The sequence below is a fragment of the Labrys sp. HAY1-8F genome (assembly GCF_056754975.1).
In genome coordinates this window covers 4,156,106-4,181,024 of record NZ_JBPGWZ010000002.1, presented here as the reverse complement: position 1 = coordinate 4,181,024, position 24,919 = coordinate 4,156,106, and the positions used below count along the sequence as shown (strand labels likewise).

13 protein-coding genes are annotated in these 24,919 nt (G+C 61.8%); 5 read left to right on the top strand and 8 right to left on the bottom strand.

Translation table 11 applies throughout. From position 1 onward, the window contains the following. Position 1 precedes the first annotated feature (1 nt). The 4 genes from ACR9ZN_RS28305 to ACR9ZN_RS28290 form a co-directional block, all read right to left on the bottom strand. Positions 2–1,051: an ABC transporter ATP-binding protein gene (locus ACR9ZN_RS28305; protein WP_481273753.1), complete on the bottom strand. Its 1,050-nt coding sequence runs from the start codon at positions 1,049–1,051 to the stop codon at positions 2–4. A 2-nt stretch (positions 1,052–1,053) separates the two neighbouring features. Then, positions 1,054–2,106 (bottom strand): carbohydrate ABC transporter permease, encoded by a 1,053-nt coding sequence (locus ACR9ZN_RS28300; protein WP_481273752.1) that lies wholly within the window; start codon positions 2,104–2,106, stop codon positions 1,054–1,056. Beyond that, the gene (locus ACR9ZN_RS28295) at positions 2,103–3,239 is read right to left on the bottom strand and encodes a carbohydrate ABC transporter permease (RefSeq protein WP_454812631.1); all 1,137 of its coding nucleotides are present in this window, start codon (positions 3,237–3,239) and stop codon (positions 2,103–2,105) included. Before ACR9ZN_RS28295 ends, ACR9ZN_RS28300 begins: the two co-directional genes overlap by 4 nt. Positions 3,240–3,549: 310 nt before the next feature. After that, the gene (locus tag ACR9ZN_RS28290) at positions 3,550–4,983 is read right to left on the bottom strand and encodes an ABC transporter substrate-binding protein (RefSeq protein ID WP_454812629.1); all 1,434 of its coding nucleotides are present in this window, start codon (positions 4,981–4,983) and stop codon (positions 3,550–3,552) included. Positions 4,984–5,432: 449 nt separating this feature from the next. On the opposite strand from ACR9ZN_RS28290, the gene ACR9ZN_RS28285 reads away from it, so the two are divergent. From ACR9ZN_RS28285 to ACR9ZN_RS28265, 5 genes are all read left to right on the top strand, one after another. Further along, on the top strand, positions 5,433–7,670 hold the full coding sequence (locus tag ACR9ZN_RS28285; RefSeq protein WP_481273751.1) for a glycosyltransferase family 2 protein: 2,238 nt from the start codon (positions 5,433–5,435) through the stop codon (positions 7,668–7,670). Between the two features lie 43 nt (positions 7,671–7,713). Next, positions 7,714–9,618: a glycosyltransferase family 2 protein gene (locus ACR9ZN_RS28280; protein ID WP_481273750.1), complete on the top strand. Its 1,905-nt coding sequence runs from the start codon at positions 7,714–7,716 to the stop codon at positions 9,616–9,618. A 388-nt stretch (positions 9,619–10,006) separates the two neighbouring features. Then, positions 10,007–10,630 carry a class I SAM-dependent methyltransferase gene (locus tag ACR9ZN_RS28275; RefSeq protein WP_454812623.1) on the top strand — a complete coding sequence of 208 codons (624 nt, stop codon included), beginning with the start codon at positions 10,007–10,009 and terminating at the stop codon, positions 10,628–10,630. Positions 10,631–10,723: 93 nt separating this feature from the next. Further along, on the top strand, positions 10,724–12,034 hold the full coding sequence (locus ACR9ZN_RS28270) for a KpsE/RkpR family capsule polysaccharide export protein (RefSeq protein WP_454812621.1): 1,311 nt from the start codon (positions 10,724–10,726) through the stop codon (positions 12,032–12,034). Between the two features lie 106 nt (positions 12,035–12,140). Continuing rightward, positions 12,141–15,758, top strand: a complete 3,618-nt coding sequence (locus tag ACR9ZN_RS28265) for a glycosyltransferase (RefSeq protein ID WP_481273749.1) — start codon at positions 12,141–12,143, stop codon at positions 15,756–15,758. A gap of 20 nt (positions 15,759–15,778) precedes the next feature. On the opposite strand, the gene ACR9ZN_RS28260 is transcribed toward ACR9ZN_RS28265, so the two are convergent. The 4 genes from ACR9ZN_RS28260 to ACR9ZN_RS28245 all read right to left on the bottom strand — a co-directional run bounded on the left by ACR9ZN_RS28260 (position 15,779) and on the right by ACR9ZN_RS28245 (position 24,778). After that, on the bottom strand, positions 15,779–17,035 hold the full coding sequence (locus ACR9ZN_RS28260) for a KpsE/RkpR family capsule polysaccharide export protein (RefSeq protein WP_454812617.1): 1,257 nt from the start codon (positions 17,033–17,035) through the stop codon (positions 15,779–15,781). 7 nt (positions 17,036–17,042) lie between these two features. Continuing rightward, the gene (locus tag ACR9ZN_RS28255) at positions 17,043–17,696 is read right to left on the bottom strand and encodes an ABC transporter ATP-binding protein (RefSeq protein ID WP_454812615.1); all 654 of its coding nucleotides are present in this window, start codon (positions 17,694–17,696) and stop codon (positions 17,043–17,045) included. A 105-nt stretch (positions 17,697–17,801) separates the two neighbouring features. Next, positions 17,802–20,777 (bottom strand): glycosyltransferase, encoded by a 2,976-nt coding sequence (locus tag ACR9ZN_RS28250; protein WP_481274401.1) that lies wholly within the window; start codon positions 20,775–20,777, stop codon positions 17,802–17,804. A gap of 119 nt (positions 20,778–20,896) precedes the next feature. Continuing rightward, positions 20,897–24,778, bottom strand: a complete 3,882-nt coding sequence (locus tag ACR9ZN_RS28245) for a glycosyltransferase (protein ID WP_481273748.1) — start codon at positions 24,776–24,778, stop codon at positions 20,897–20,899. Positions 24,779–24,919 lie beyond the last annotated feature (141 nt).

Sequence of the window (24,919 nt, the reverse complement as noted above, 5' to 3'; positions counted from 1 at the left end):
CCTACGCCAGCCTCTCCCCGCTCTCGCCATCGAAGAGATGCAGGGCCCTGTCGTCAAATCCGATGCCGACCTTTTCCCCGATATCGCGCTGAAAATCCTTGTCGACCTTCACCGTCACGCTGGCGCCACCACAGCGGCAGGTAACCAGCGAATGATCGCCGATCAGCTCGATGGCGAAGACTTCGCCGGCGAACTTGCCGAGATCCGGCTCGGTCACCCGGCAATCCTCGGGCCGTATGCCGGCAACCGCGCGCGGCGCCGAGGTGGTGTTGGTGGTGCTGAAAGCGCCGGCCTCGGAGGAAAAACGCCCCTCCTTCAGCCCCCCCTCCAGGAAGTTCATCGGCGGCGAGCCGATGAATCCGGCGACGAAGAGATTGGCGGGGCGGTTGTAGATGGTCGCCGGCGTATCCAATTGCTGCAGCACGCCCTTGTCGAGCAGGGCCACGCGATGGGCAAGCGTCATCGCCTCCACCTGGTCATGGGTGACGTAGATCGTGGTGATGCCGAGCTCATGCTGCATGTGCTTGAGCTCGGCGCGCATGTGGCCGCGCAGCTTGGCATCGAGATTGGACAGGGGCTCGTCCATCAGGAACGCGGCGGGACGGCGGATGATGGCTCTTGCGAGCGCCACACGTTGGCGCTGGCCGCCGGAAAGCTGGCGGGGCAGGCGATCGAGCAGATGATCGAGCTGCACCTGACGGGCCACGTCCTTCACCGCTGCCTCGATCTCGGCCTTGGGGCGTTTGCGCACCGTCAGAGGGTAGGCGATGTTGGCGAACACCGTCTTGTGCGGATAGAGCGCATAGGACTGGAACACCATGGCGATGTCGCGATATTTCGGCAGGACATGGGTGACGTCGCGCTCGCCGATCCGTACCGAGCCCGATGTCACCGTCTCCAGTCCGGCGATCATGCGCAGGGCCGTGGTCTTGCCGGAGCCGGAGGCGCCCAGCAGCACCAGGAACTCGCCTTCCTTGACCTCGAGATCGAGCCCCTTGACGACATCGACCGCGCCGAAGGATTTGTGGACGTTGTTGAGCGTGACTTGCATCTTCAACCCTTGACGGCGCCGACCATCAGGCCTCGCGCGATATGCTTTTGCAGGAATGCGGCAATGGCGATGACGGGCACGATCATGATGACGATCAGCACCGACATGTACCACCATTGCGGGCCGCGGGTGGTGTTCTGCGCCGAGACCAGCACGGGCATGGTCTGCGCATTGGCATTGGAGAGGAACAGGGCCAAAAGATATTCGTTCCAGGCCAGGATCAGCACCAGCATGAAGGTGGCGGCCAAGCCCGAACGCACCAGCGGCAGGGCGATGGTGAAGAACACGCGCAGCTTGGAGGCGCCGTCGATCTCGGCGCTCTCCTCGAGGTCGAGCGGAATGCCGGCGAAGAAATCGCGCGTCAGCCACACCACGATGGGCAGGTTGATGGCAGTATAGGTCGAGATCAACGCGATCTGGGTATCGAGCAGCTTCAGGTTCTGGAACATCACATAAATCGGCAGCACGGCCACGATCGGCGGCATGATGCGGTTGGAAATCATCCAGAATTCGATGTCGTTGTTGCCGAGCGCCGCCTTGAAGCGCCGGCCGATGGTGCCGAGGATCATGAAGAACAGCACCAGGGCCGCCACCACCGCTGCCGGCCAGGGCACGGCAAATAGGGTCACGGCGACGACGACGCCGGCGGCCAATACGATGAAGGCAAGGATTGCCGCAAGCTTGACCTGGAAACGGATGCGCACCAGGGCATAGGCGGCGAGCGAGCCGATGATCAGGGCCAGGATCGTGCTCACCAACGCCACGATGATCGAGTTCACATAGGGCCAGAGCGTGTTGTTCTGGAACAGCATGAAGTTCCAGGCATCCAGCGTCGGCTGGAAGTCGATGAAGGGCAGGTAATAGGGGCCGGCATCGACCTGGATCTGCACCTTCAGCGAGGTGACCAGCACCCAATAGAGCGGGAAGAGTACCACGAAGGTCCAGCCCAGCAGCGCGGAATAGGTCAAGGCCTTCGGGATCGGTGCCAGTTCCTCGAGGCTGCGGCGCTCGAACAGGCGGCGCAGCAGAGGACGGTCGTCTGTGTCGGCATTCATCCCTGATACCTCCGGCTGGGGCGCACTACGAAGTTGAAGAAGGAGACGCAGGTGATCGTCGAGACGAACAGCAAGAGGTAGCCTACCGCCGCCGAGCCGCCGAAATCCTGGGTGCGCCAGGCGATGAAGGAGTGCAGGGTCAGCGACTCGGTCGCCAGGCCCGGGCCACCGGCCGTGAGCACATTCGGCATGTCGATGATCTTGAAGGCCTCGATCAGGCGGATCAGCACCACCGTCGCCGCCACCGGCGCGATCGCCGGCCAGGTGATGTCCCTGAAGATCTGCCAGGGGCCGGCCCCGTCGAGATGAGCGGCCTCGAGCTGGTCGCGCGGCTGATTCTCGATCGCCGCCAGCAGCACGATGAACATGAAGGGCGTCCATTGCCAGGTATCGCCGACCAGTACCATCAGCCGCGCCGACCAGGCTTCCGTCGCCCAGGACCATTGGCTGACGCCGAAGAGCTGGCTGAGCGGAGCGAACGGTCCCTTCTGCATGTCGGCCAGCATGCGGAAGATGTAGGCGACGCCCACCGGCGTCACCATCACCGGAATGAAGAAGATCACCCGGAACCAGCTGCGGGCGCGGATCGGCTGGGCGCAGAGCAAAGCGAGGCCGAGCCCGATCAGGAACTGCACGGAAACGCCCACCACGACATAGAGCAGCGTGTTGAGGAGCGTGCCGGGAATGCCGCCCGCCACCGTGGTCGCAAGCACGACGTAGAAGATCCCGGCGATCAGGCTGGCGGTGATCAGCCGCCCGAGGAAACCGAAGAGTGCGAACCCATTGGTCGCAAAGCGAAATAGCCAGAGCCCGAGCAAGGCGAGAAGGGCTGTGAACAGCAGCCATTCCAGCCAGCCGAAGGCCTTGAGCGTGCCGAGGAAATGATATTGCTGGGCGCCGAGGAACAGGCGCAGATAATTGTAGAAGCCGATGAAGGTGAGCGTGAAACTGCCGCCGGCGAGCTTGAAGCGCGACAGCGACAGATAGGCCGAGGCGATCAGCGGGAAGATGGCGAAGGCCAGGAGGATGAGCACGGCCGGCAGCACCATGATGCGGCCGGAATGGCGATCGACCCATTGGGAAAGACGCTCCCGCCGGTCCGTTTCATCAGGGATGGAGAGGTTGACGGCCATGGCTATCCTGGCTTGGGTTCTGCGCGCTCAGATGATGTCGGGACGGCCGACTTCCTTGCTCCTCGGAAGGCTGGCGTGGGTACCGATTCCTAGCTCTCAAGATAAGGCGCAACAATCCTTCCCCGACTTCGGGGAAGGTGTCGATGCACAGCATTGACGGAAGGGGGAGCGTGGCTCGAACTGAACCAGTAAAGCAGCAAGGTCACGCCACCCTACCCGAGCCGGCTATGCCGGCCCACCCTCCCCGAAGTCGGGGAGGATTGTCGCGTCCTACATGGCTTGGTTAAAGCCTGCCACCAGAGGTTGCCCCCTATTTCGCGCCCAGCGTGTTCTTGTAGAACTTCAGCTGGTCTTCCGTACCGATCTGCTCGTTGAGATCCTTCCAGCCGTCGGCAACCGCCTTGATCGTGGCCTCCTCGTCGATCTCGCCGGCCAGGAAGCGCGCGATCGCCTCGTCCAGCACGACCTGCTGATATTTCTGGTTCTGCGGGATACGCAGGTCCAGGATCATGTTCGGGCTGTTGAGGCTGTCCTTGATGGCGCCGAGATAGAAAGAAGCTGCCTTCTCGCTCATGCCACCCTTCTTCCAGGAATCATTGTAGCTGAGCTGCGACAGGCGATAGGGATTGAAGCCAGTCTTGCCGATGGTGACGTCGACATTCGACTGGGCCGGCGCGGTCATATAGGAGAAGAAGGCGTAGGCCGCGTCCTTGACCTTATCCTGCGCCTTGGCATTGATGCCGCCGCTCCAGCCGCCGAAGGCGGCATAGGGCGCATGGTTCACGCCGTCGATGGCATTCGGGCAGGTCTCCTTGGAGCAAGCTTCCAGCTTGCCGCTCTCCCAGTTCAGCACCTGCTTGGAGCCGGACATGAGGGTGGCGCCGGTCTTGTCGATCACCTTCGAGGTCGCCGGATCGATGGCGAGCACGCCGACGTCGCCCCAGTCGAGATTGAGGGCGCATTTGCCGGAGGTGAAGAGCGGGCGGGTATCCGACACGTCCATGTTCAGTTCGTCCGGCGGACCATACTTGCCGGATTCCTTGAGGAAGGTCAGCGCCTTGCGGAAGGCCTCGTTATCGACGAGAGGCGCCATGTCCTTGGTGTTGAAGAAGGTGCCCTGCGACGTCCCCTTCGACTGCGTCATCGACCCGACCACGTCGGTGACGAACCAGTAACTCTGGGCGTTGCGCTTCTTGGCGATGCAGGAGCCGTAGACCTTCTGGCCGTCGACCTCCATGCCGTTCAGCTTCTTGGCCGCTTCCAGATATTCGTCCCAGGTCGTCGGCGGCTTGAGGCCGGCCTTCTCGAAGATGTCGGTGCGATAATACAGCATATGAAAATCGCCATCGAGCGGGACCAGATAGGTCTTGCCGCCATAGCTCGACGAGAAGTCGCGGAAGAAAGGGGCGATGTCGTCCCAGGCGATCGCCTTGTCCTTGGCGACCCGGCCACCGATGTCCTCCAGATAACCACCGGAGACATAGTCCACCATCCATTGAGGCGCGAACACCGCCGCATCGACGGAATTGGTGCCGCTGGCCCAGTCTGTCAGCACCTTCTGATAGAGATCGGAGAAAGGCACCGCGATCACGTTGATCTTGGCGCCGGTCAGTTTCTCGAATTCCGGGGCGCGCCGCTGCAGCGGCTCCTGGATGGCGCCCGTCTGCGTCATGATGTTGACGGTAACGCCATCGAATTCGCCCGCCTTGGCCGGCAGCGCCACCCCAGCGAGCGCGACTGCCATCAACGCAGCACCAATAACTCCGTTTCTCGAAGCCATTCGTCCCTCCCAAATGTCGTTTTTGTTTTTATGCCGATATCAGGCGCTGCATTCACGCCAACACATCCCTGCAGCAGGACATCGCGGTTCGATTATGGCACCGCCGCTCAGAAAACGTCAAATGTCTGATCAATGACGGGAAGATCGCTTTTATTCTAGAATCAGCTATAGGATCCGCGATGAGTTCTTGAACGCTATACCGTCGACGAAAGCATTGTTTACCTGCTTTTCAAGTTCCCCTTTTCGCCTCCTTGCCGCAAGGAACAGTACAGTCTATCGTTCAATATTCTCCTGCCAATTCCTCTACTGTATTCTCCCGATTTAGTCGCCAACAACCACAAAAGCCCAAAGACCAGCAACGACATGTCTCTCCGGTTCGCGATGAATGACTGGCCATGTGAGGAAGCGGCATCGTGTTTACGCCCGTGATGAAAGGCCATAAGGGGCTGGCTCGCGTCGGGGGATCGCAGTGGAGCGTGCGCGAGGCCGATCCTCATTTCATCTTCAAGCTCGGCCCCTGGCCGGCCAGATATATCGCCATCGAGATCATCTCGAGCGGCCCCGAGTTCGAATCGCATCTTTATATCGATACCGGTTATGGTTTTCGGCCCGAGCAGGTGCTGCCGCTGCCGCCGGAGCGCCATGGCGTCTATGCCTTCAGGACCGGGGGGATCAGGGGCTTCCGTCGTGTGCGCTTCGACCCCTGCGAGGAATATCCCGGAGCGGATGCGGAGCCAGGCAGCTTCACCCTGAACATTCGTACCGCCCGCTCGCTGGCCTCCCTCCGCCGCCAGCTCGGCACTGCCGCCGATCGCCTGCATCTCATCGAACTCGACGAGTTGGCCAACGCGCCACCGCCGCCGCGCCAGCTCGCGCCGGAGGAGCACTTCCAGGCCGTCCTGCACCTGGCGGAAGCGGGCCTCGCTGATAGGGAGCAGCCTGACGAAGGGCTGCCGGCACCGCTGCTTTCCTTCGTGGTTCCACTGCACGATACGCCGCCCACCTTTCTCGACGCCCTCCTGAACTCACTGCGCAGCCAGCGCGCGCGCAACTGGGAACTGCTCCTGTGCGACGACGCGTCCAGCAGCAGGGCCACTCTTGCCTGGCTCGAACGCATGGCGGGGCAACCCCAGATCCACATCCTACGCACGCCGCACAATCTGGGCATCGCCGGGGCGACCAATCTCGGGCTCGCTGCGGCGCGCGGGGACTGGGTCGGCCTCATCGACCATGACGACGCCCTCGCGCCGCTGGCCCTCGACTATCTCAACGATACCATCCGGCGCCATCCCGATGCGCAGTTCATCTATACTGATGAAACCATCACCGATGCCAGGCTGAAGCCGATGGGGTATTTCTTCAAGCCGGCCTATGACCCCGTGCTGCTGTCCGGGGTCAACTACATCAATCATCTCTCGCTCTATCGCCGCCAGCGCCTGCAGGCGCTGGGCGGCCTGAGTTCTGGCTTTGACGGGTCGCAGGACTATGAACTCCTGTTGCGCTATCTCTCGGAGCTCCCCCGGCAAGCCATCATCCATCTGCCTTACCCCGCCTATCTGTGGCGACGGCATCGGGCCTCCTATTCCGCCACCTTCACGGCCACGGCTGTCAGCCATGCCCGCCGGGCCCTGGCCGCGCATTACGCCAGCAACGGTGTCACCGCCCCCGTCGGCCCGGCACTGGTGCCCGATCTCCACCGTGTCGAGCTTTCACCCGATCGCCGTGTTTGGCCCTTCATAAGCATCGTCATTCCCAATCGCGACAGCCCCGCCCTCCTCGCTCGCCTGCTGGCCGATCTCTATGAGCGTACCGATTACGCCGACTTCGAGATCATCATCGTCGACAATGGCAGCACGAACGCGCAGACGCTGTCGCTCTACGAGACCATGCGCCGGCAGCATGAGAACTTCCGGACATTGATATCGGCCGAACCCTTCAATTTCTCGCGCCAGGTCAACCGCGGCATGCGGGATGCGAGGGGCCAGGCGATCCTTCTTCTCAACAACGATATCGCAATCATCACCGCCGACTGGCTCAAGGAAATGGTGAGCTGCCTCGACTATCCTGAAACCGGCATTGTCGGGGCCCGCCTGCTCTATCCCACCGGCAGGCTGCAGCATGCTGGGGTTATCGTCGGGCTGGGTGGCCTGGCCGGCCATTGGTACGCCAATGCAGCGCAGGACACGTCGGGGCCGATGAACCGCCTCAAGGTGCGCCAGACCCTGAGTGCCGTCACCGGCGCGTGCATGCTGATCTCGCGCCAATGCTACGTCCGGGTCGGCGAGTTCGACGAGACAGCTTTCGCCATCGCCTATAACGACGTCGACTACTGCCTGCGCGCAGCGGCCGCCGGCCTCCGCACCGTATGGACGCCCTTCGCCACTCTCACCCATCACGAATCCGCCTCACGGGGCAGCGACGAGACAAAGGCGAACAGGGAACGCTTTCAGCGCGAAAAGGAGGCCCTGCGCCAAAAATACCGCACGGACGTTTTCCAGGACCCGGCCTACAGCCCTTGGTATTCCAGACATTCGTCCGCCCCTCGCGACATTCTGCCGCCGAACCTGCCGCCGCCGCGCTCTTGGGCGGCAACAACGACCGTTCCCGACGAATCCGATGCTTTCCTCGTGTTCAAGGCCGACCAAGCATGACCGTCATCATCGGGTGTCATTTCCGCAAGGCGCGGCCACCGGCATGAAGCTCACGCCGCTCGTCGATGTCGTCCTGCAGGACGGCCGGACCATCTCGCAGAGCCGCCTGCCCTGGTTGCGGATCGAAGCCCCGGTACGGCAATGGGCCGGGCGCTGGGTCCGCCTCGTCTTCGAGGCCAGTCTGCTGGATCCGTTGACCCGGCCGATCCTGCGCATCATCCGTCCGGGCGGCGAGGAGGATGTGATGCTGCCTGCGCCATCCTTTGGCCGCGGGATTTGGATCGGCTTCCTGCCCCCGGACGCAACCGAGCTGCATCTGTCACCGGCCGACTGGGTCGGTCCGTTCGCCTTCCGGGTGGTGAGCCTGGGCCGCATCGGCCCCCTCCCGCGGCTGGCCAGGGGCGCGAGGCGCCATCCCAAGGCGGTCCTGAGCGCATTGTGGGCGAGCATGCGCGGCAATCGGCGCGTAGAGGTGGCCCGGCTCAGGCGCGCCCTCGGCGCGACGCCCCTCGCGATGTATGAAGCCTGGCGCATCGAGCGCAGCCGCGCCGTCGAGTGGACGGGCCTCGACATGCCATCACCTGCGGCAGCCAGTGCACGCTTCCGTCTCGTCATCATCGGAGATCCATCGAAGCACGGACCGGCATGGCATGACTTCGCCGCTAACCAGCCTCTCAAGGGCATCGCCCTGTCATGGGCTTCGCCGCAAATGCCGCTCTTCCCCCTCCTGGACGAGAGCGGGGACGACGACCTGGTGATTGTCCTGCATGTTAATGATCGGCTGAGCGATTTCGCCCTGGCGGCGGTCGCCCAGCGATCCGTCGAGGACCCCGCGGCCCTCTATTATGGCGACGAGGAATGCGATGGGGCGCCCCGCTTCAAGCCGGACTGGAGCCCTGTCCTGGCCCGCCATGCCGCGTTGGTCGGGCGAGCCTGGTTTGCGCGTGCGGGTTGGCTGCGCCAAGCCATGCCGTCCGGTGCGACGGCGGAAGACCTGCTGTTTCGCCCGCCCGTCGACGCCCTCGCCCGGGCCGTGCATGTCCGCCGCATTCTGCTCGCCACCTCGCATGCCAGCCCAGCGGCTCCTCTTTCCCCGCTCAGCCCTGCCGCCATCACTGCCGGCGGACAGCCGCCAATGTCGACGATCATCATTCCGACCCGGGACCGCGCCGACCTGCTGTCGGCCTGCATTCGCAGCCTGCTCGACCACAGCACCCAGGACCATTTCGAGGTCGTCATCATCGACAATGGCAGCACGGAGCCGGGCACCCTGGCCTATCTGGACAGCGTGGCGAAGGACCCTCGCTTTTCCATCCTGCGCAGCCCCGGCTCCTTCAACTTCGCGGCAATCTGCAACGAGGCCGCCGAGCGAGCCCGCGGCGATATGCTGGTCTTCCTGAACAACGACACCGAGATCCTGTCCGACGATTGGCTGTCCCGGCTGACGGGCTGGGCTCGGCAACCGGATATCGGAGCTGTCGGCGCAAAACTTCTCTACAAGGACGATACGCTGCAGCATGGCGGCGTCGTCCTCGGCATGGGCGGGCGGGCCGCCCATTTCGAACGACGCCTTCCGCGCTCCGATACTGGCTTTTTCGGGCGCCTTTCCATACCGCATGAATTGTCGGCCGTCACGGCCGCCTGCCTGGCGGTTTCGCGCGAGAAGTTCCGGGGTATCGGCGGCTTTGACCAGAACAATCTCCCGATCGACCTGAACGATATCGATCTATGCCTGCGGCTCAACGAGCGCGGCTGGCGAACCTTGCTGGATCCGTGCGTGGTGTTGCACCATCACGAGTCCGCCTCGCGCAACAACAAGATGCCGTCCGAGATGCTGTACAGAAAAGAAATAGGATATTTTCGCTCGAAATGGCTTCACCTGCTCAGGAACGACCCCTACTTCCATCCTGCGCTCTCACTGGAGTGGTATAGGGCTGCGCTTGGTTGAGTGCGGAATTTTGTGAATTCGTCCCGGTATAGATCATTTGGACAAAAATTTAGGGCTACATATTGCGGCGCAGCGATTTTAAGGTCTCATCCATGCCAAATTGCGCTATGAAGAGATGGAGGCTGGGCCATCATAGTGGGGCATCTAGAAACACCGCCGAGTGGAAAAGTAAATGTTATCGAAATGGCTTGGCAAGCAGAGGCGCCGATCGGTTGCCGCATTCCAATCCGCACAGAAACCGACAAAGATATTTGACCGCTATGTAATTTCGATGCCCAGCCATCAGAACGCCGTTGATGTCATTCAAGGTTGGAGCAGTGCTTTTCCGCCGGAACTGGGTATTACGGCTGGACCGCTGGCCACCTATACGGATTCCCGGATCGCGTGGATGATGAACCAGCATGGTCCGCTCGAGGGCAAGGTCGTTCTGGAGCTCGGGCCGCTGGAGGGCGGCCATACGGTCATGCTCGAACGTGCCGGCGCCATCGTCGATGCCATCGAGGCCAATCAGTCGGCTTTTCTGCGCTGCCTGATTACCAAGGAGATCTTTGGTCTGTCGCGCTCTCGCATCTGGCTCGGCGATTTTGTCAAATGGCTCGAGGGCACCGAGAAGACCTACGATCTCATCGTGGCTTCCGGCGTGCTCTACCATGCCAACGATCCTCTGCATTTGATCGAACTGATCGCCAAGCGAACCGACGCCACCTATTTCTGGACCCATTTCGTGGACGACGAGCTCATGCCGCCATCCGACCCGCGACGGGCCGTCTTCGCCAGCAAGCCCCAAATCCAGGATTTTCATGGCATCGCCGTGCGAACCTATCTGCGCACCTATCGCGGCGCCGCCAAGCATGCCGAGTTCTGCGGCGGTCCCATGGATCAGCACCGCTGGCTCAATCGCGACGACATGCTGGCGGCCCTCAGGGCGGTCGGCTTCACGCACATCACCTTGGAGGACGAGCAACCCGACCATCGTTACGGGCCGGCGATGTCGATCTATGCGCGAAAATAGAACGGTCGCCCCCAAGATCCTCGAGCAAGCCGGCGCCCGCCGCGGCAGGCTCGATTGGACAGAAACAGCGATACGGATGAGCGCGATCTGGATATGAGAACGGATCTGAAGCAGCAAAAGGACGGCGAAGCCGAGGAGCTTCTGCCGCCCCCCGTCAAGGAGGACAAGCGCCGGCGCACCGGGCTTGCCTTGCGCCAGTTCGCCAATGCCACCAAGGTATTCCGCGGGCGGAGCACCGACGTCACGGTCGTCGATGAAGCTCCCTCTCCCGAAGTCATCCCCGACCTCGGTTCGCGGCGGTCGAGACCTTATCTGTGGAGCTTCCTCCTGCTGGTGCTCATTCCGAGCATCGCTGCCTTCGTCTATTTCTTCGCCATCGCATCGGACCAGTTCCAGTCCGAAGCCCGTTTCACCGTGCGGGCCATGGAGCCGGAACTATCGGAGAAAGGCGGCGAGTCGGAAACTGCGGCCACTCCGACGAGCGGCTCAATGATACCGGTGTCCACCGCCCAGAACGCCCATATCGTTGCCAATTACATTCGCAGCCGCGCCATCATCGACGACATCGGCGCGCAATTGAATATCCGCGAGATCTTCCAGCGCCCCGAGGTCGATCGAATTGCCCGCTTGTCCGAGCATTCGACGATCGACGAGCTCACCGACTATTGGCAGCGCAAGGTGGATGCCTATGTCGATCCAGTCTCCAGCATCGTCACTGTGGATGTCACCGCCTTTCGGGCCGAGGATGCCCTCCGGCTCAACCAGGCCATACTCGCCGAAAGCGAGAGGCTGATCAATCGTCTGTCGGAGCGGGCGCGGCGGGATGCGACGCAGGCCGCCGAGATCGAAACACGCCAGGTCTTCAAGCAGTTGCAGGATAGCCTCAAGGCGTTGCAGGACTTCCGCAACAAGGACGCCCTGATCGATCCGAGTCAATCCGGCACCCAGATCACCACTTTGCTGATGCCCTTGATGACGGAACGGCTGAAGCTGAAGAATGACGAGGCTGTGATGGCCGCCGAGCTTCAGTCCGACGCCCCCAGTCTGCGCGTCCTGCGCAATCGCATCGCCTCCCTGGACGAGCAGATCGCCACATTGCGTGGACAGTTGACGGGCAGCGACTCCCAGACCCTGGCAGCCTCACTTGCCAAGTACGAGGAACTCGACGTGGACCGCCTGCTCAACGAACGCAAATATGCCCGGGCTCAGGCAGCGCTGGATCGCGCCGAAATCAGGGCACGGCGGCAGGCCACCTATCTGAGCATGTTCGTGCCGCCGAGCCTGCCCGAATTCGCCAAATATCCCTACCGTCTCATCTACCCGCTGATGTGCTTTTTGTCCCTGCTGATCATCTGGTCGATCGGCGCCCTCACCTACGCTTCCGTGGAAGATCATCGGCTGTGAGAAACGCAGGTCGACATCGGTCAATCGGAGCGATGGCCCGAACGCACCCAGCCCCGCGGCGTGACCGGTATTCCAGTTCGGTGAGGCGGATGGGAGGTCGCGGCCGGTGAAACGGCTCAGGTCCCTGCTGAAATCGTTCCGGGAACGCCCCGTGATCGCGCGGGATTTCGATCCCGTTTTCTATGCCGCGCACCACCCCGATCTGCAGGATCTGCCCAGTGCCGAGCGCCTGTGGGCGCACTATGTCGAGCACGGCCGGCGAGAAGGGCGTCCGCGTAATCTCGACGAGGCGATCGCCGCTTGGGAAGAACGCTTCGGCCCACTGCCGCCCGCCTTCGACGTCACCGCCTATCGCCTCCTCAACGAGGATCTCGGCCGCGCTTACGCGCATGACCATCAATTCATCCGTCATTTTCTGGAACATGGCAGACAGGAAGGCCGGCCTTTCCTTGTAGACATGCCCATCGGCGGATCGAATGGTGTTCCCGCTGGCGCCTGGCCTGCTCTGTTCCGCACGGCCGAATTCACGGCCATGGCGCAGAATTGGCTGCCCTCGATCACCCTGTCGCGTACCGAAGCGTTGCGCGTCTTCGTGGAGCAGGGAATCGAGCGTCTCGCTCCGATCAGCTTCAAGCACGGTTTCGATCCGCAGTTTTATCGCCAGACCTATGATCTGACCGATCCGGCCGACACGGTCGACCTTTACCGGAACTGGCTCACCGAAGGTGTTTCGGCCGGTCGTGCCCCCAACGAAACCGCCTTCCTGCAGCCTTATCTCGGTGAGCGCTGCTATCCCACGGATTTCGCCTGGCAGGCCTATCGGACGGGATTGCCGCCGGCCGATAGGGCCGGGATCGCCAATCGCGCCGGGGCCCTGGCGCATTTGTTCGAGCGGGGCTTCGAGGCAAACGAGGAAGTCGCGGACAGCATCGATTTCGATCTCCTTGCGGCGATCGGCGACTTTCAACTGCGGCGAGGCCGCCTCGGGCTGGCAGCCCGAGCCTATGACCTAGCCGAGCGGCACGATCCGGCCAGGTTCGATGCCTCCCTGCTCTATCGGCGCGGCAAAGCCCGCCAAGCTCGATCCGCCGGCGAAGCCCTGTCCGATTTCCGCTTGGCAATCGCACGGGATAGCCATCCCTGGGATGCCGTGGAAGCAGCGGTCACACTGCTGATCGGCGAGAAAGCCTTCGAGCAAGCCCTGCACATCCTGCGCGAGCAGCGGGAACGCTGGAGCGAGCGTGCCGATTTCCTCGCCTGTGTCCATCGCACCCTGGAGGCTTGGTTCGATCATGCCAAGGCCAGCGCTCTCGAGCTCTACGGTCGCGGGGTGCGCGAGAAGGCCGATGGCGTGATCGAGGCAGCGCTGGGTGGGATCCAGGAGGCACTCGTCGCGCTCGACCGCCTGCCGCCCACGCTACCGTCCCAAGCCGAAGGCGCCGTCGTCATCCTGGCCAACCAGGAACTGCGCCAATGCCGGCATTACCGGGTGGAGCAGAAACTGCGCCAGTTCGAACAAGCCGGCTTGCAAGCCCAGGCCTTTGCCGAGACACAAGCCGAAGCTTTCATCGCCGCCCTCACGGGCGCCAAGGCAGCGTTCTTCTATCGGGTCACAGCCTCGCCCGCCGTACTGCGTGCCATTCTCCATGCCCGCGCCCTCGGCTTGCCGACCTATTACGAGATCGACGATCTCGTGTTCGACAGCCGTTATTTCCCACAGGACCTGGCAACCTATGAGGGCCAGATCACGCCGCAGGAGCATCTCCATCTCCAGCTCGGCGTGCCGCTCCATCGCTTTGCCATGGCGCTATGCGACATGGCGATCGCCTCCACATCCGCTCTCGCCCAGCACATGCAGCCACTGGTTCGCCTGGGCAGGTCCCTGGTGCTGCCCAACGGCCTCGACGCGCGCAACGACAGCTTCCTCGCGCACAGGCGCGAATTGCAGCTCGCCGATACACCGGTGACCCTGTTCTACGGATCGGGCACCAGAGCGCATAATCTCGACTTCACCCGGACGCTGGCCCCAGTCCTCCTCGACCTCCTGCACGAATATCCGCGGTTGCGCCTGGTGGTCGCCGGCCATCTGCGACTAGGGCCGGAATTCGCTACCCATGCCGCCCGGATCACCCAGATCGGCTTCGTCGACGACATCGACGAATATTGGAGTGTGCTGCAGGCTTGCGACATCAATCTCGCCGTGCTCTCACCCGGAGAGATCGCCGACTGCAAAAGCGAGATCAAATGGCTGGAGGCTGCTGCCTGCGCCATTCCGTCCGTGGTCAGTGCCACAGCCACCTATCGCGAGGTACTGTCGCATGGCGTCGACGGCTTTCTGGCCGGAAACGAACAGGAATGGCGAGACGGCCTGACAGCTCTGATCGGCGCCTCGAAGCTGCGCCTGGAGATGGGAAACCGCGCCCGCGAGAAAGCGCTGCAGCTCTATGCCATCGGCAGGGGCGCCGAAATTCTGGCGGCGACCTTCACGCCTTCGCAGCCGGAACCCCTCGCCCGACCATCCCCACCACGGCTTAAAGTACTGATCTGCAACGTCTTCTTCGCACCGCAAAGTTATGGCGGCGCCACGCGGGTGGTAGAGGACAATGTCGATTATCTCATCGATCATTGCCCGGATATCGAGGTCAGCGTCTTCGCCGGCGACGAAGGGCGCCTGCCCTATGAGGCCCTGAGCTGCGACAGTTACAGAGGCCGTCCGGTCTTTCGGGTTTCCGTCCCGCCGGACCGGCTCCGCGACTGGCGTCCCTTCAACCAGAGCCATGGCCGGGAATTCCGCCGAGTGCTCGATCTCGTCCGGCCGGACATCGTGCATTTTCACTGCATCCAGCGCCTGGGCGCCTCCATCGTCGAAGCCACGGAACAAGCCGGGATTCCATATCTCATTACCCTGCACGATGGCTGGTGGATCAGCGACTCCCAGTTCTTCATCGATCGCGACGGCGTTCTGCGACTGCCCGATCAGGATCCGTTCAACATCTGCCCGGTCGAAGGCGTCAGTCTCTCCCAGTCGGTCGCGCGCCGCCAGGCTCTGGCCGCGCTGCTGGGCAAGGCTGCTGCCGTCCTCGCCGTGTCACAGTCCTTCGCCGCCCTCCACCGTCATGCCGGCATCGCCGCGGTGGGCGCGCTCGAAAACGGCGTCTCTCCCCTCCAACTCCATGCGCGCCGCCCCAGAACGGACGGACGCCTCGCTCTCGGACATCTGGGCGGCCGCTCGATCCAGAAGGGCGCCATCCTGGTCGAGGCGGCCCTGCGCAAAGGCCGTTTCGAGCGGCTGGCTCTAACCATGATCGACCACACTCTCGCGCCGGATGAACGCCAGTCCACCTGCTGGGGCGCCACGCCGATTCTGTTGCGCGGGCCTTGTCGCTCCGCCGAGGTCGCGACACTTTATGGGGAAATCGACGCGGTGCTGGCGCCTTCGATTTGGCCGGAGAGCTTCGGCCTGGTGGCCCGAGAGGCGCTTTCACTGGGCCTGCGTGTGGTGGCTTCCGACAGGGGAGCGATCGGCGAGTGCATCCGGGTGCCCGAGCAAGGCGCGATCATCGACGTCTCCAGCGATGCGGCGCTCAGCGATATTCTGGGTGCCATGAACGCCAATCCCGAGGCGTGGCGCGCCGGATCCTCCCCAGCGCAGGCCCCCCTGCGTCAGTCGGCTGACCAGGGCCGGGAATTGGCGCATCTCTATCGTACCATCGCGCAGCGCTGAGCGCAGCGGATCGGGCCCGCTCAGGCCAGACGGCGACGAATGACACCCACCAGGCCGATACAGGTGAACCAAGCCAGGATCGAGCCCAGCAAGACCAGGCCAATATTGAGCCAGCGGCGCGGATAGCGGGGTTCCTCGGCCTCGGCCGGCATTTCGACGGGATGCAGATACAGCATCTTCCGTTCGCTGTAGATGCGCGCCATGTTCAGGCTGATCGAGGCCTGGGCATAGCGTCTTTCCGCGATCTTCTGCTCGAGCTCGAGATTGGCGAAGCGGCTGAGCTTCTGGGACAGGGCACCCTCGTCGCCCTGTTGCTGCATCGTGGTGATGCGGCCCTGCATGCCCTTCACCTGCTCCTTGAGCGAGGCGATCCGCTGGGCGGCCAGGCGCATCTGGGGCGCGTCGGCGGCGATATAGGCCGAACGGGTCGCATATTCCGACTGCATCTTCAACAGTTGGCCCTCGATCTGGGTCAGAAGCGTACCCAGATTCTTGCTCTCCTCCTTGATGTCGAAGACCCCTTCAGCGTTACGGGCCTTCTCATAGGCGACCCTCGTACTCTTGAGAGCCTCCCCAGCCAGCGTCAAATCCCGCTCCGACGCCGCGACGGTATCCTTGAACATGCGCTCATTGAGCTGGTTGATCATCGCCTCGCATTGCTCGATCACCGCGGTTGCAATCGTCTTCGCATCCGCTGCACTGAATGCCCTTACCCGCAACGTGACGATGCCGGATGGCATGGAGACTGCAGCCGAAGAACGTCGTGTCCAATAATTCGTGAACTTCTCGATCGGCAGCGCAGCGTTGAAGCGGGAGAAATGATCGATCGTGTCCGAGCTATAATATTTGCGCAGATTGATGGATTCCTGCAGCTTTGATACCAAAGTCTGGCTCTCGGCATAGGATACGACAATCATCGTATCCTGCACGATCGCCATCGGCGGCAGGCCCGTGGCCGAGCCGAGATCGTCCATCTTGGGCAAAGCGCCACTGGAGACCGTGAATTTGGCGATCGATTCATACTGGTCGGAAGCGATGAAACCGAAATAGCCTATCGAAGCGATATTCGGCAGAACCACGACAAGAACCAGCAGAACGAGGCGGATGACGCGTTCGCGCGCACGCCGGCGCTGGCCCTGCGCCCCATAGAAGGCCTGCTTGGACCGGCTGGAGAAGCGGGCACGACGCGAGGCATCGGACAGCGCCCTGGAGACGGACCGAGTGCGTTCGATCGATCTGCTTTGCCGATCATCGATTTCAGTCTGGATATCGTTCATCGATCCGTCAGCGGTTCAAGCGGTTATACATGGCAATGGCATCGGGCACGTTCGGGTACATGGTCAGCCGTCCATCCGCCAGCACACCGCCACGGTCGCAATAGGTCGCGATCGTGCCCATCGAATGGGAGACCACGATCAGGCCGGCATTCCTACGCCTCTCGTCGAAAGCCTGCCGGCAGCGCAGTTGAAACTTGGCGTCGCCGACGGCCGTGATCTCGTCAATGAGGTAGACGTCGAACTCGATCGCCATCGACAAGCCGAAGGCCAGGCGGGCCGCCATGCCCGAGGAATAGGTCTTGATGGGGACGTCGAGATAGTCGCCGAGATCAGAGAAATCCTCCACGAAGCGGGCTGCCTTGGCGATATCGGCGCCATAAGCCCTGGCGACGAAATGTACGTTCTCGCGGCCCGACATAGCAGGATGAAAGCCTCCCCCAAACCCGATCGGCCAGGATATTCGGACGGATCGACGGATCTTGCCGCCGTTGGGCATCTCCGTCCCGGCAATAAGCCGCAGCAGAGTGGATTTCCCCGCCCCGTTCACCCCCATCAGGCCATAGGAATAGGAGGTATCGAAGATCATGGAGACGCGGTCGAGGATCATCTTTCGATGCTTCTCGACCCTGTAATACTTCGTCACATCGCTGAGTTGAATCATCTCGACCGAAGAATTGCCATCCAGGATTGATGCCCCATCCCTCGCGGACGACGGCACCATATCAGGTTCACGCCCAATTCACTATTCAAATGGCCAGGCACAGTATCAACGCGACCGTTCGAGGACCGGCAGGACATGCGACAAAGCTTCTTTGTACCTTTCCTTGCTATGCTCTGATTGCAGCCTATCGCAGCTGCCTTGCCGGAGACGCTGCCACAGGTCTTCGGAACGGTAGAGCCGGACGATCGCTGCGGCGAAGCCCTCGGCATCGTCCACCGGCACGGCGAGCACTTCCTGTTCATGCTTCCAGCCGAGCTGAGCTGCCAGCAGATCGGTGATCACCGTGGGTACACCGAAGGAAGCTGCTTCGTAGACCTTGTAGGGCGTCCCCGCGGCAAAGCGCGTCGGTGCGATGGCGATGCGGCAGGCATCGTAGATCGGAGTGAGATCGGCCACAGGTCCATGCCAGGTGACCCGGCTATGCGCCAGGAAACGGTCGAGAGCCAAGCCCGGAGCGACGTAACCGACCAGATTGAGCCGGGTTTCCCAGCCGAGTTCCGCCTCGACACGCGGCAGGATTTCCTCGATGAACCAGTTCAATGAATCGTAGTTGGGCGTGTTCTCGGCATAGAGGCTGCCGACGAAGACCAGGCCATCCCGGTCCTGGAAGTTGCGGAGGGTCGGGGTCACGGGCCGATAGGTCCCCACGACCCTGGCATGGGGGAAGCCGAATTTGTGCAATACTTCGGCTTCGGACGGGCTGACCGTGATGATCTCCTGGCAGAAATGCCCATGCTGGAATTCACGCGCCATGGCCTCGCCGAGATCGAAGGGTCTGTTTTCCCGCTTGGCCTGCAATTCCTCTCGAAGCGAAAATATCGCCTCCGTATCGAGGACGACGCTCGTCTTGTTCGGATTCAAATTGAGATCCTCAAGATATCCGTAAAGAAAATTCAGATTGTGTGCGCGACAAATCCAGATGCAGTCGAAATAACTCTTTCTATCATGAATAAATTTATTGAAATCATGATGATTGAGATCGTGGATTATCTCGACGTTGTCAGGAAAATCTGCATAGATTTCGGCAAGTGGCGCTGCCGTGCCATGCACCGGGAATACCGTGACCTGATAACCCGCCTCCGCCATCACGCGGATGAGGTCATTACTGCGTACCGCACCGGCTCCGAGGCTGCGCAACGGTATATAGTCTTCGATATAGAGGATCTTCGACTGGATCCTGCCGGCGAAACGTGCCTCCAGTAGTGCCTCCGGCGTGTTCGGAAAGCGATGCTTCAAAGCCTGGAAATGCTTGGCGTGGAAGGCCTTCTGGTTCCTGTGCATCAGCCCGAACGCCGCGCCCGAGTCGCGCGAGCTGCCATATTCGTAATGGTAGACCACCACATTCGGATCGTAGACGACGCGGTAGCCTTCCTTCCACACCTGCAGACAGAGGTCGGCATCCTCGTAATAGGCCGGAGCGAATTGCGGATCGAAGCCTCCGATCTCTGCAATTAGATCGGCGCGCGTCATCAGGAAGACCCCGGAGACGAAATCCACGTCGCGCACGAAATTCGCTTCCGGGCTGAGCGGAGCCCAGTCCCGCATATAGCCGTTCGTCTTGCCGTCCCGCCAGATGATGCAGCCGGCTTCCTGCAACTTTTCATTGGTGCGGATCACCTTCGCACCGACCACGCCGACATGCGGATCAGCCTCCAGCCGCGCCATGGCTGCGGCGATCGCCCCGGTCGACAGCTTCACATCATTGTTCAGGAACAGGATGAAGGGGGCATTCGCGTGCAGCAGCGCGCTGTTGCACGCGTGAATGAAGCCGACATTGGTCTCGAAACGCATATGCACCATGCCCGTGACATAGCGCTGGATCTGTTTGACCTCGTCGGTCGAGCCTGAATCCACCAGAATGAGCTGCAGGGCGCCGGCATAATTGTCGCGCAGCGAAGCCAGCGTCATCAATGTCATGGCCAGATGGTTGTGCACTACCACGATGACACAGACATCGGCGCGGCCGTCGACGGTGAAGTCGATTGGCCGGCGCGCATGCTGGGGGGCCATGTTCTCGGCATGGCTGAGGAACAGAGCACGGGCCTGCTTCTCAGGCACGTCGATGGGGGCTCCGGTCGGCGCGAAGGGCAGCCCTTTCAGGAGGCCGACGGTAAGGAGATGGGCGAAGGGATCGACGACCTTGGCAAGCTCGGCATTCACAACCACGCTGGAGCGGCGGGCCCAGTAATATTGCAGATTGATATAGTTGGTGGGATTGCGCAGCTCATGCTGGCCATAGCGCAGGAAATGCAGATAGGCGTTACGGAACCACTTGCCCCTGCCGATGACCTTCTCGATATCCCCGTAGCGTTCGATGTAAAACCGTTCGCGGAAATGTTCGAGCGGATCGAAGGCGGAAGGATCTGGGTTCGACAAATAGTGATGCAGCGCGCATTTGAACCGCTGCTCTGCAACGGCCTGTTCGACGTCGGGATAATGCAGATAATACCAGGCGGCGTCGAAATAGGGGGACGTGGTGACATCCCCCCTGCCCTCGTCGATCCATGCCAGATAATGCTGAAACGCGGCCACGCCATGCGGCACGGGATGGCCGACATTGTCGGCCATGTGACGGCGATAGATTTGTGGCGAGAACAGCAGATGGGCCTGTCGGCCTTCCTGAGCTCCCCTCTTCAGATAATGGTCATAGAGATTGGTGAAGCCCCCCTTGATCAGGGCGGCATCGGTCAAATCCGCGTGAAGCTGGCGGTAAAAGCCTGGTTCGAACAGCCAATGGGCCGAGCGCTCGCTGCGCCCGCTCTGGCAATAATGCTCGAAACCACAAGTGATCCGCCCCTCGGCGATCTCCTGGGCCACCTGATCGTACTCGGAAACGTAGAAAGCCTCGTCGAAGTAACGATTGGGCGAATGCCCGAGCTTCATACCCTGGGTGAGATAGAACTCCAGCGGATCCGCTTCTTCGGCCGCAATGGGATAGGTTCGCCGATACCAATCCGGGTCGAACCGGCCCCATAGCGGCCCGCCTCCGTCAGCCGAACCCGTGAGCGTCTCCAGAACCACCCCTTCCAACGCCTTCCACTCCCCCAATACCCGACCGCGCTAGAGCACAACGCATCTCGGAAAAACGCCATTCTTCTACAACTGTTTGTTTTTACTTGTATTTTCTGCTTCTCGCGACATCATCGGGTGCCACCTCCCTTGGTGTTGCCAAAGTCGGCAAAGAAGGTCTTGCGCTTGCCCTTCAGCCAATCGCGATCCTCCTGGCTGGCATCCTCGTCTTCCACGAAGTCTCCGGTCATGAAATAGGGCCAGGGCTGCTGTTCGGGCGGGCGCTTGAGAATATCGCGATAGATCGCGATCAGATCGCGCGCTTGGTCCGCGGCACTCCGGGGCTTCACGGCCAGAGCCGGCGGCGAATCGAGATAGCGCTCGGGAGAAGCGTTGATCTCCTCGAGCGTACTCAACAACGGTTCTATCGTGGCGACGTCGAGCACCCAGCCATTGATGCCATGCTCGATGCCTTCTCCGATCGCACCGCGATCGGAGGCGATCACCCACAGGCCGGCGGCCGTGGCCTCGCGCGAGACCAGGCCGAAGCTTTCGGGCCAGACCGAGGGCACGAGCAGGACATCCTGCTGGGCGTAGAGCGTGTGCATGTCTTCCTGCTTGGTCTTGCCGACGAAGCGCACCAGCGTCTCGCCCCAGCGGGTTTCCAGCACCGGGCCCCCGAAACGCTGATGATCGACGATCGTCAGTTCGAGATTGGCAAAACGGCCCTGTTTGAAGGCAGCCTGCACGAGATGAAACCCCTTATGATGGGTTTCGCCACTGACCTGGACCAGGCGTATCTTGCCATTGGGGGAGCGGGTCTTCCTGACGCGCTCCATCGCCGGCACACCATTGGGTACCGAGCGCGTCGCCGGATAACCGGAGCGATGCATGATCTCGGTGAAGGCATCCGAGACCCCCAGAATGGCGGCGGAGCGCTCGAGCAGGATACGCAGGCGGCGGCGGCGTTCGAGCGAGCGCCCGATCGACTTGCCGAAAGGGGGCCTCGAGGGCAGCGCCTCTTCCGGCTCGACGGGCGCGCCGGTGACATCGGTCAGGAAATTGTAATCCGACACCCACCAACCGTCGTGGATGGTGTTGATATAGGGCACGCCCGCCCGGATGCAGGCCGTCATCAGGGAGGCACTCCCTCGCTGGGGGGAATGGATGTGCACCAGGTCGGGTCGCCAGAACTCCAGCACACGGGCAAAAAGCTCGCCATAGCGCTCGTTGAAGGGGCGCCATTCCTGGATGTCCTCGATCGGGGAATTGGCTCGGAAGACCGGGATGCCCTTATAGTTCTCGACCCGGAGCTGATAGGCCTTGCGATTGTCATTGTCCGACGTCATCACCGCAAAATCGCATTCGGTGGCGAAGTTCGAGCCGATGAAGCTGTCGATATTGTCGCGAATGACACGCGTCGAACCGCCAATGGTCTGCGGCGGGAAGAAGATGTTGAAGAACAAGATCCGTTTCTTGCGCCTGGAGACCTGGAGCCTGGTATCGCTGCGCGTGAAGGCTGGTGCCAGCAACTCCTTGAAGCGCTCGGCGTTGCGTTCGAGGCTGTGGAAATTCACGGCCTTGGCCCGCGCGGCCTCGGCCATGGCCTGGCGGCGTTCGGGGGAGCGGATCAGCGTCTCGAGCGCGGTCTCCCAATCCTCCGATGTATGGGCGAGAAAGGCGTCGACACCGTCTTCGAGCACTTCCTCGTAGCGATGGGTGGCACTGACTACCGAAGGCACGTTGAAGGCGGCAGCCTCCAGCCATTTGATCTCGCTCTTGCCGTTCGTGGTCGGCGCGGGCACGAGCACGGCCATGTTGATGTCGGCCTCGGCCAGCAGCGACCAATAGGACTGCACATCCTTGGTCCATTCGAGCTGGGTGATGCGGTCCCGCATCGCATCGAAACGCTGGTCGAGCGAAAGATAGCCCACCACCATCAGGCGCACATTGGCGTGACGCTCCATGAGGTGCAGCAACGGTCCCCCAACGAGATCGAGGAAGTCGCTGTTATGCGCCTTGGTGCCCGAGCCGTAGAACAGCACGATGTCGTCATTGCGACGCACCCGGGGGATACGCTGCTGGAAATGTTCGGCATCATGGCTGTCGATGCCATTGGGCAGCACGAAGCAACGCCCGGTGCGCACCAGCTTTTCCATGTAGCCGGCGAGCAGGGTCGTCGAGGCGATGCCGTAATCGCACATGGCAAGGGCCGCCCGGAACAAGGGCACCCCCATCTGCAGCGAATGGTAGAAGCTCTTGCTGGCCGAGGCGCCATAGGTCTCGATCGGCTCGGGATAATGGGTGCCGTCGAAAATCAGGTCATCGATGTCGTAATAGCTGGGAATGCCGAGTGCCCGGCAGATCGAGATGGCGCGGATGTTCGACGGCAGGGCCGGAAGGCGATAGAAGATTGCGGCGCTGGCCCCTGGCATGGCCGTGATGAACTCGTCGACTTCCGCCTGGGTGTAGACCTCCAGCTTGAGGCCGGCCACCTTGGCGATCTCGATCTTCTGGGTGACGCGATATTGCGTGCATTGCCGTAAATCGACATTGGCCAGCATGACGATACGCTGATCGGACGTCGCCGGCAGCGGCGGGCCGGGCGGATCGAAGGTGTTCCACCAGCTTGCGATATCGGCGACCACCTTGGCCATGACATCGTCAGCCTCCTGACGACGCTCCTTGGCATAGAGCTCCTCGGCCGCCATCCAGGCTTCTCGGAATGCGGCGTCGATGGTCAGGCGCAATGCCTCGCGCCACCGAATGTCACCGCCGGAAGCCGTCCTGGTCTGGAGAAGCACCTCCACAGCTTGCTCCGGCTCGCGAATCTTCAGGGCGGCCTCGATGGCCTTGACGGCGGTCTTGACCTGGATCGAGCCAGCATCGATGGCCTGGCGATAGAGGGTCAGCGCCTCCTGCCAATTCTCCCGCGCGGCCAGGCAATCGGCCCAACGCTCCCGCTCCGCCAGGCCGAGCGGGTTCTTGCGGTCGACAAAGGCATAAAGGCTCGCCGCGCGGTCGGGGTTTCGTGTCTTCAAGGCACCCGCCAATGCCAACAGGAAGTCCGGCCCGCCGCTCGGCCCGAGGGGAATTTCGTGGGCCGGGATCGCATCGTTGACGGTAAGATGATAGAGCAGGTCCCAGCGATGCCTGGGCGTCACGCCAGGCCGGCTGCCATAGGCCCGCCAGTCGAACCCGGCAGGATATTCGAGCAGCGCCAGGCCATGCAGCTTGAGATGTTCGGCAGCATTGCCGGGCACCTTCGCTTTCAGTCCGGTAAACAGCCAATATTGATAGAGTTCGGCTGGCGTCTTGCCGGTCTGGGCCGGATTGGCATCGGCAAAATAGGCCGGATCGAAGGCATGCGCGAAGGAGATCGGCGCCAGGCGCTCGAACCCTTCACGGATCATCGCCTGCAGGGCCTCCTGCTTGTTGGCGACCTCCCCGACCCAGCGCGAGTTCAGGAGGTTGAACTCCTCCAGATTGAGAAAACGCAGCCAATATCCATCCTGCAGCCCCTCGCGTTGCGCGAGTTGATCCAGGGTGGCAACCGCGCCGGCCGGTTTGCCGATGGACTGATAATGCTCGAGCAGGGCGTCGTTCGGCATCTGAACGCCCTTGAAATAGAGGGCGCGGTAGAGGTCGGCATCGAAGTGGTAGGGAACCCGCCCCTCCTTGCGACCATGCTGCAGAAAATGCTTGGCAGCCGCATAATACGAACCGAGGGAGGCGAGATCCGGATAGCGGTCGAGATATTCCTTCCAGTCGAACAATTCCGGCAGCTTGCCATGCTCGGCTTCGATCTCGGCAACGTACAGGCCGATGCTACTCTCGTTGTAGAGCCGGCCTTCCGCCGCTCCATGACTGGCATAGTGTTTTTCGGCCCTGGCCTGCGAGAAGGATTGCAGATCGGTATGGGAGCCGACGTAGACCTGCCAGTCGAAATCGGCGGGTAGATTGAGGTCCGGGTTGGCTTGATGCCCTGACGGCACGAAATGGGGCGCCTTCATGATCGGCGCCAATTTTGTCCAGAAACGAGAGCTCTTGCCCATACTACACCGGTATTCGTAACACGCTTTCAGTTCCGATCGCGGAGGCAGGTCAGTTCTCGTCCTGCAACCGGGTCTCGGGTGTTAGAGACGCCCCACCAA

Excerpts from the sequence above, each read along its gene's own strand:
- ACR9ZN_RS28305 (WP_481273753.1), bottom strand. The coding sequence starts at position 1,051 with ATGCAAGTCACGCTCAACAACGTCCACAAATCCTTCGGCGCGGTCGAT.
- ACR9ZN_RS28300 (WP_481273752.1), bottom strand. The coding sequence starts at position 2,106 with ATGAATGCCGACACAGACGACCGTCCTCTGCTGCGCCGCCTGTTCGAG.
- ACR9ZN_RS28295 (WP_454812631.1), bottom strand. The coding sequence starts at position 3,239 with ATGGCCGTCAACCTCTCCATCCCTGATGAAACGGACCGGCGGGAGCGT.
- ACR9ZN_RS28290 (WP_454812629.1), bottom strand. The coding sequence starts at position 4,983 with ATGGCAGTCGCGCTCGCTGGGGTGGCGCTGCCGGCCAAGGCGGGCGAA.
- ACR9ZN_RS28280 (WP_481273750.1), top strand. The coding sequence starts at position 7,714 with ATGAAGCTCACGCCGCTCGTCGATGTCGTCCTGCAGGACGGCCGGACC.
- ACR9ZN_RS28275 (WP_454812623.1), top strand. The coding sequence starts at position 10,007 with ATGATGAACCAGCATGGTCCGCTCGAGGGCAAGGTCGTTCTGGAGCTC.
- ACR9ZN_RS28270 (WP_454812621.1), top strand. The coding sequence starts at position 10,724 with ATGAGAACGGATCTGAAGCAGCAAAAGGACGGCGAAGCCGAGGAGCTT.
- ACR9ZN_RS28260 (WP_454812617.1), bottom strand. The coding sequence starts at position 17,035 with ATGAACGATATCCAGACTGAAATCGATGATCGGCAAAGCAGATCGATC.
- ACR9ZN_RS28255 (WP_454812615.1), bottom strand. The coding sequence starts at position 17,696 with ATGATTCAACTCAGCGATGTGACGAAGTATTACAGGGTCGAGAAGCAT.
- ACR9ZN_RS28245 (WP_481273748.1), bottom strand. The coding sequence starts at position 24,778 with ATGAAGGCGCCCCATTTCGTGCCGTCAGGGCATCAAGCCAACCCGGAC.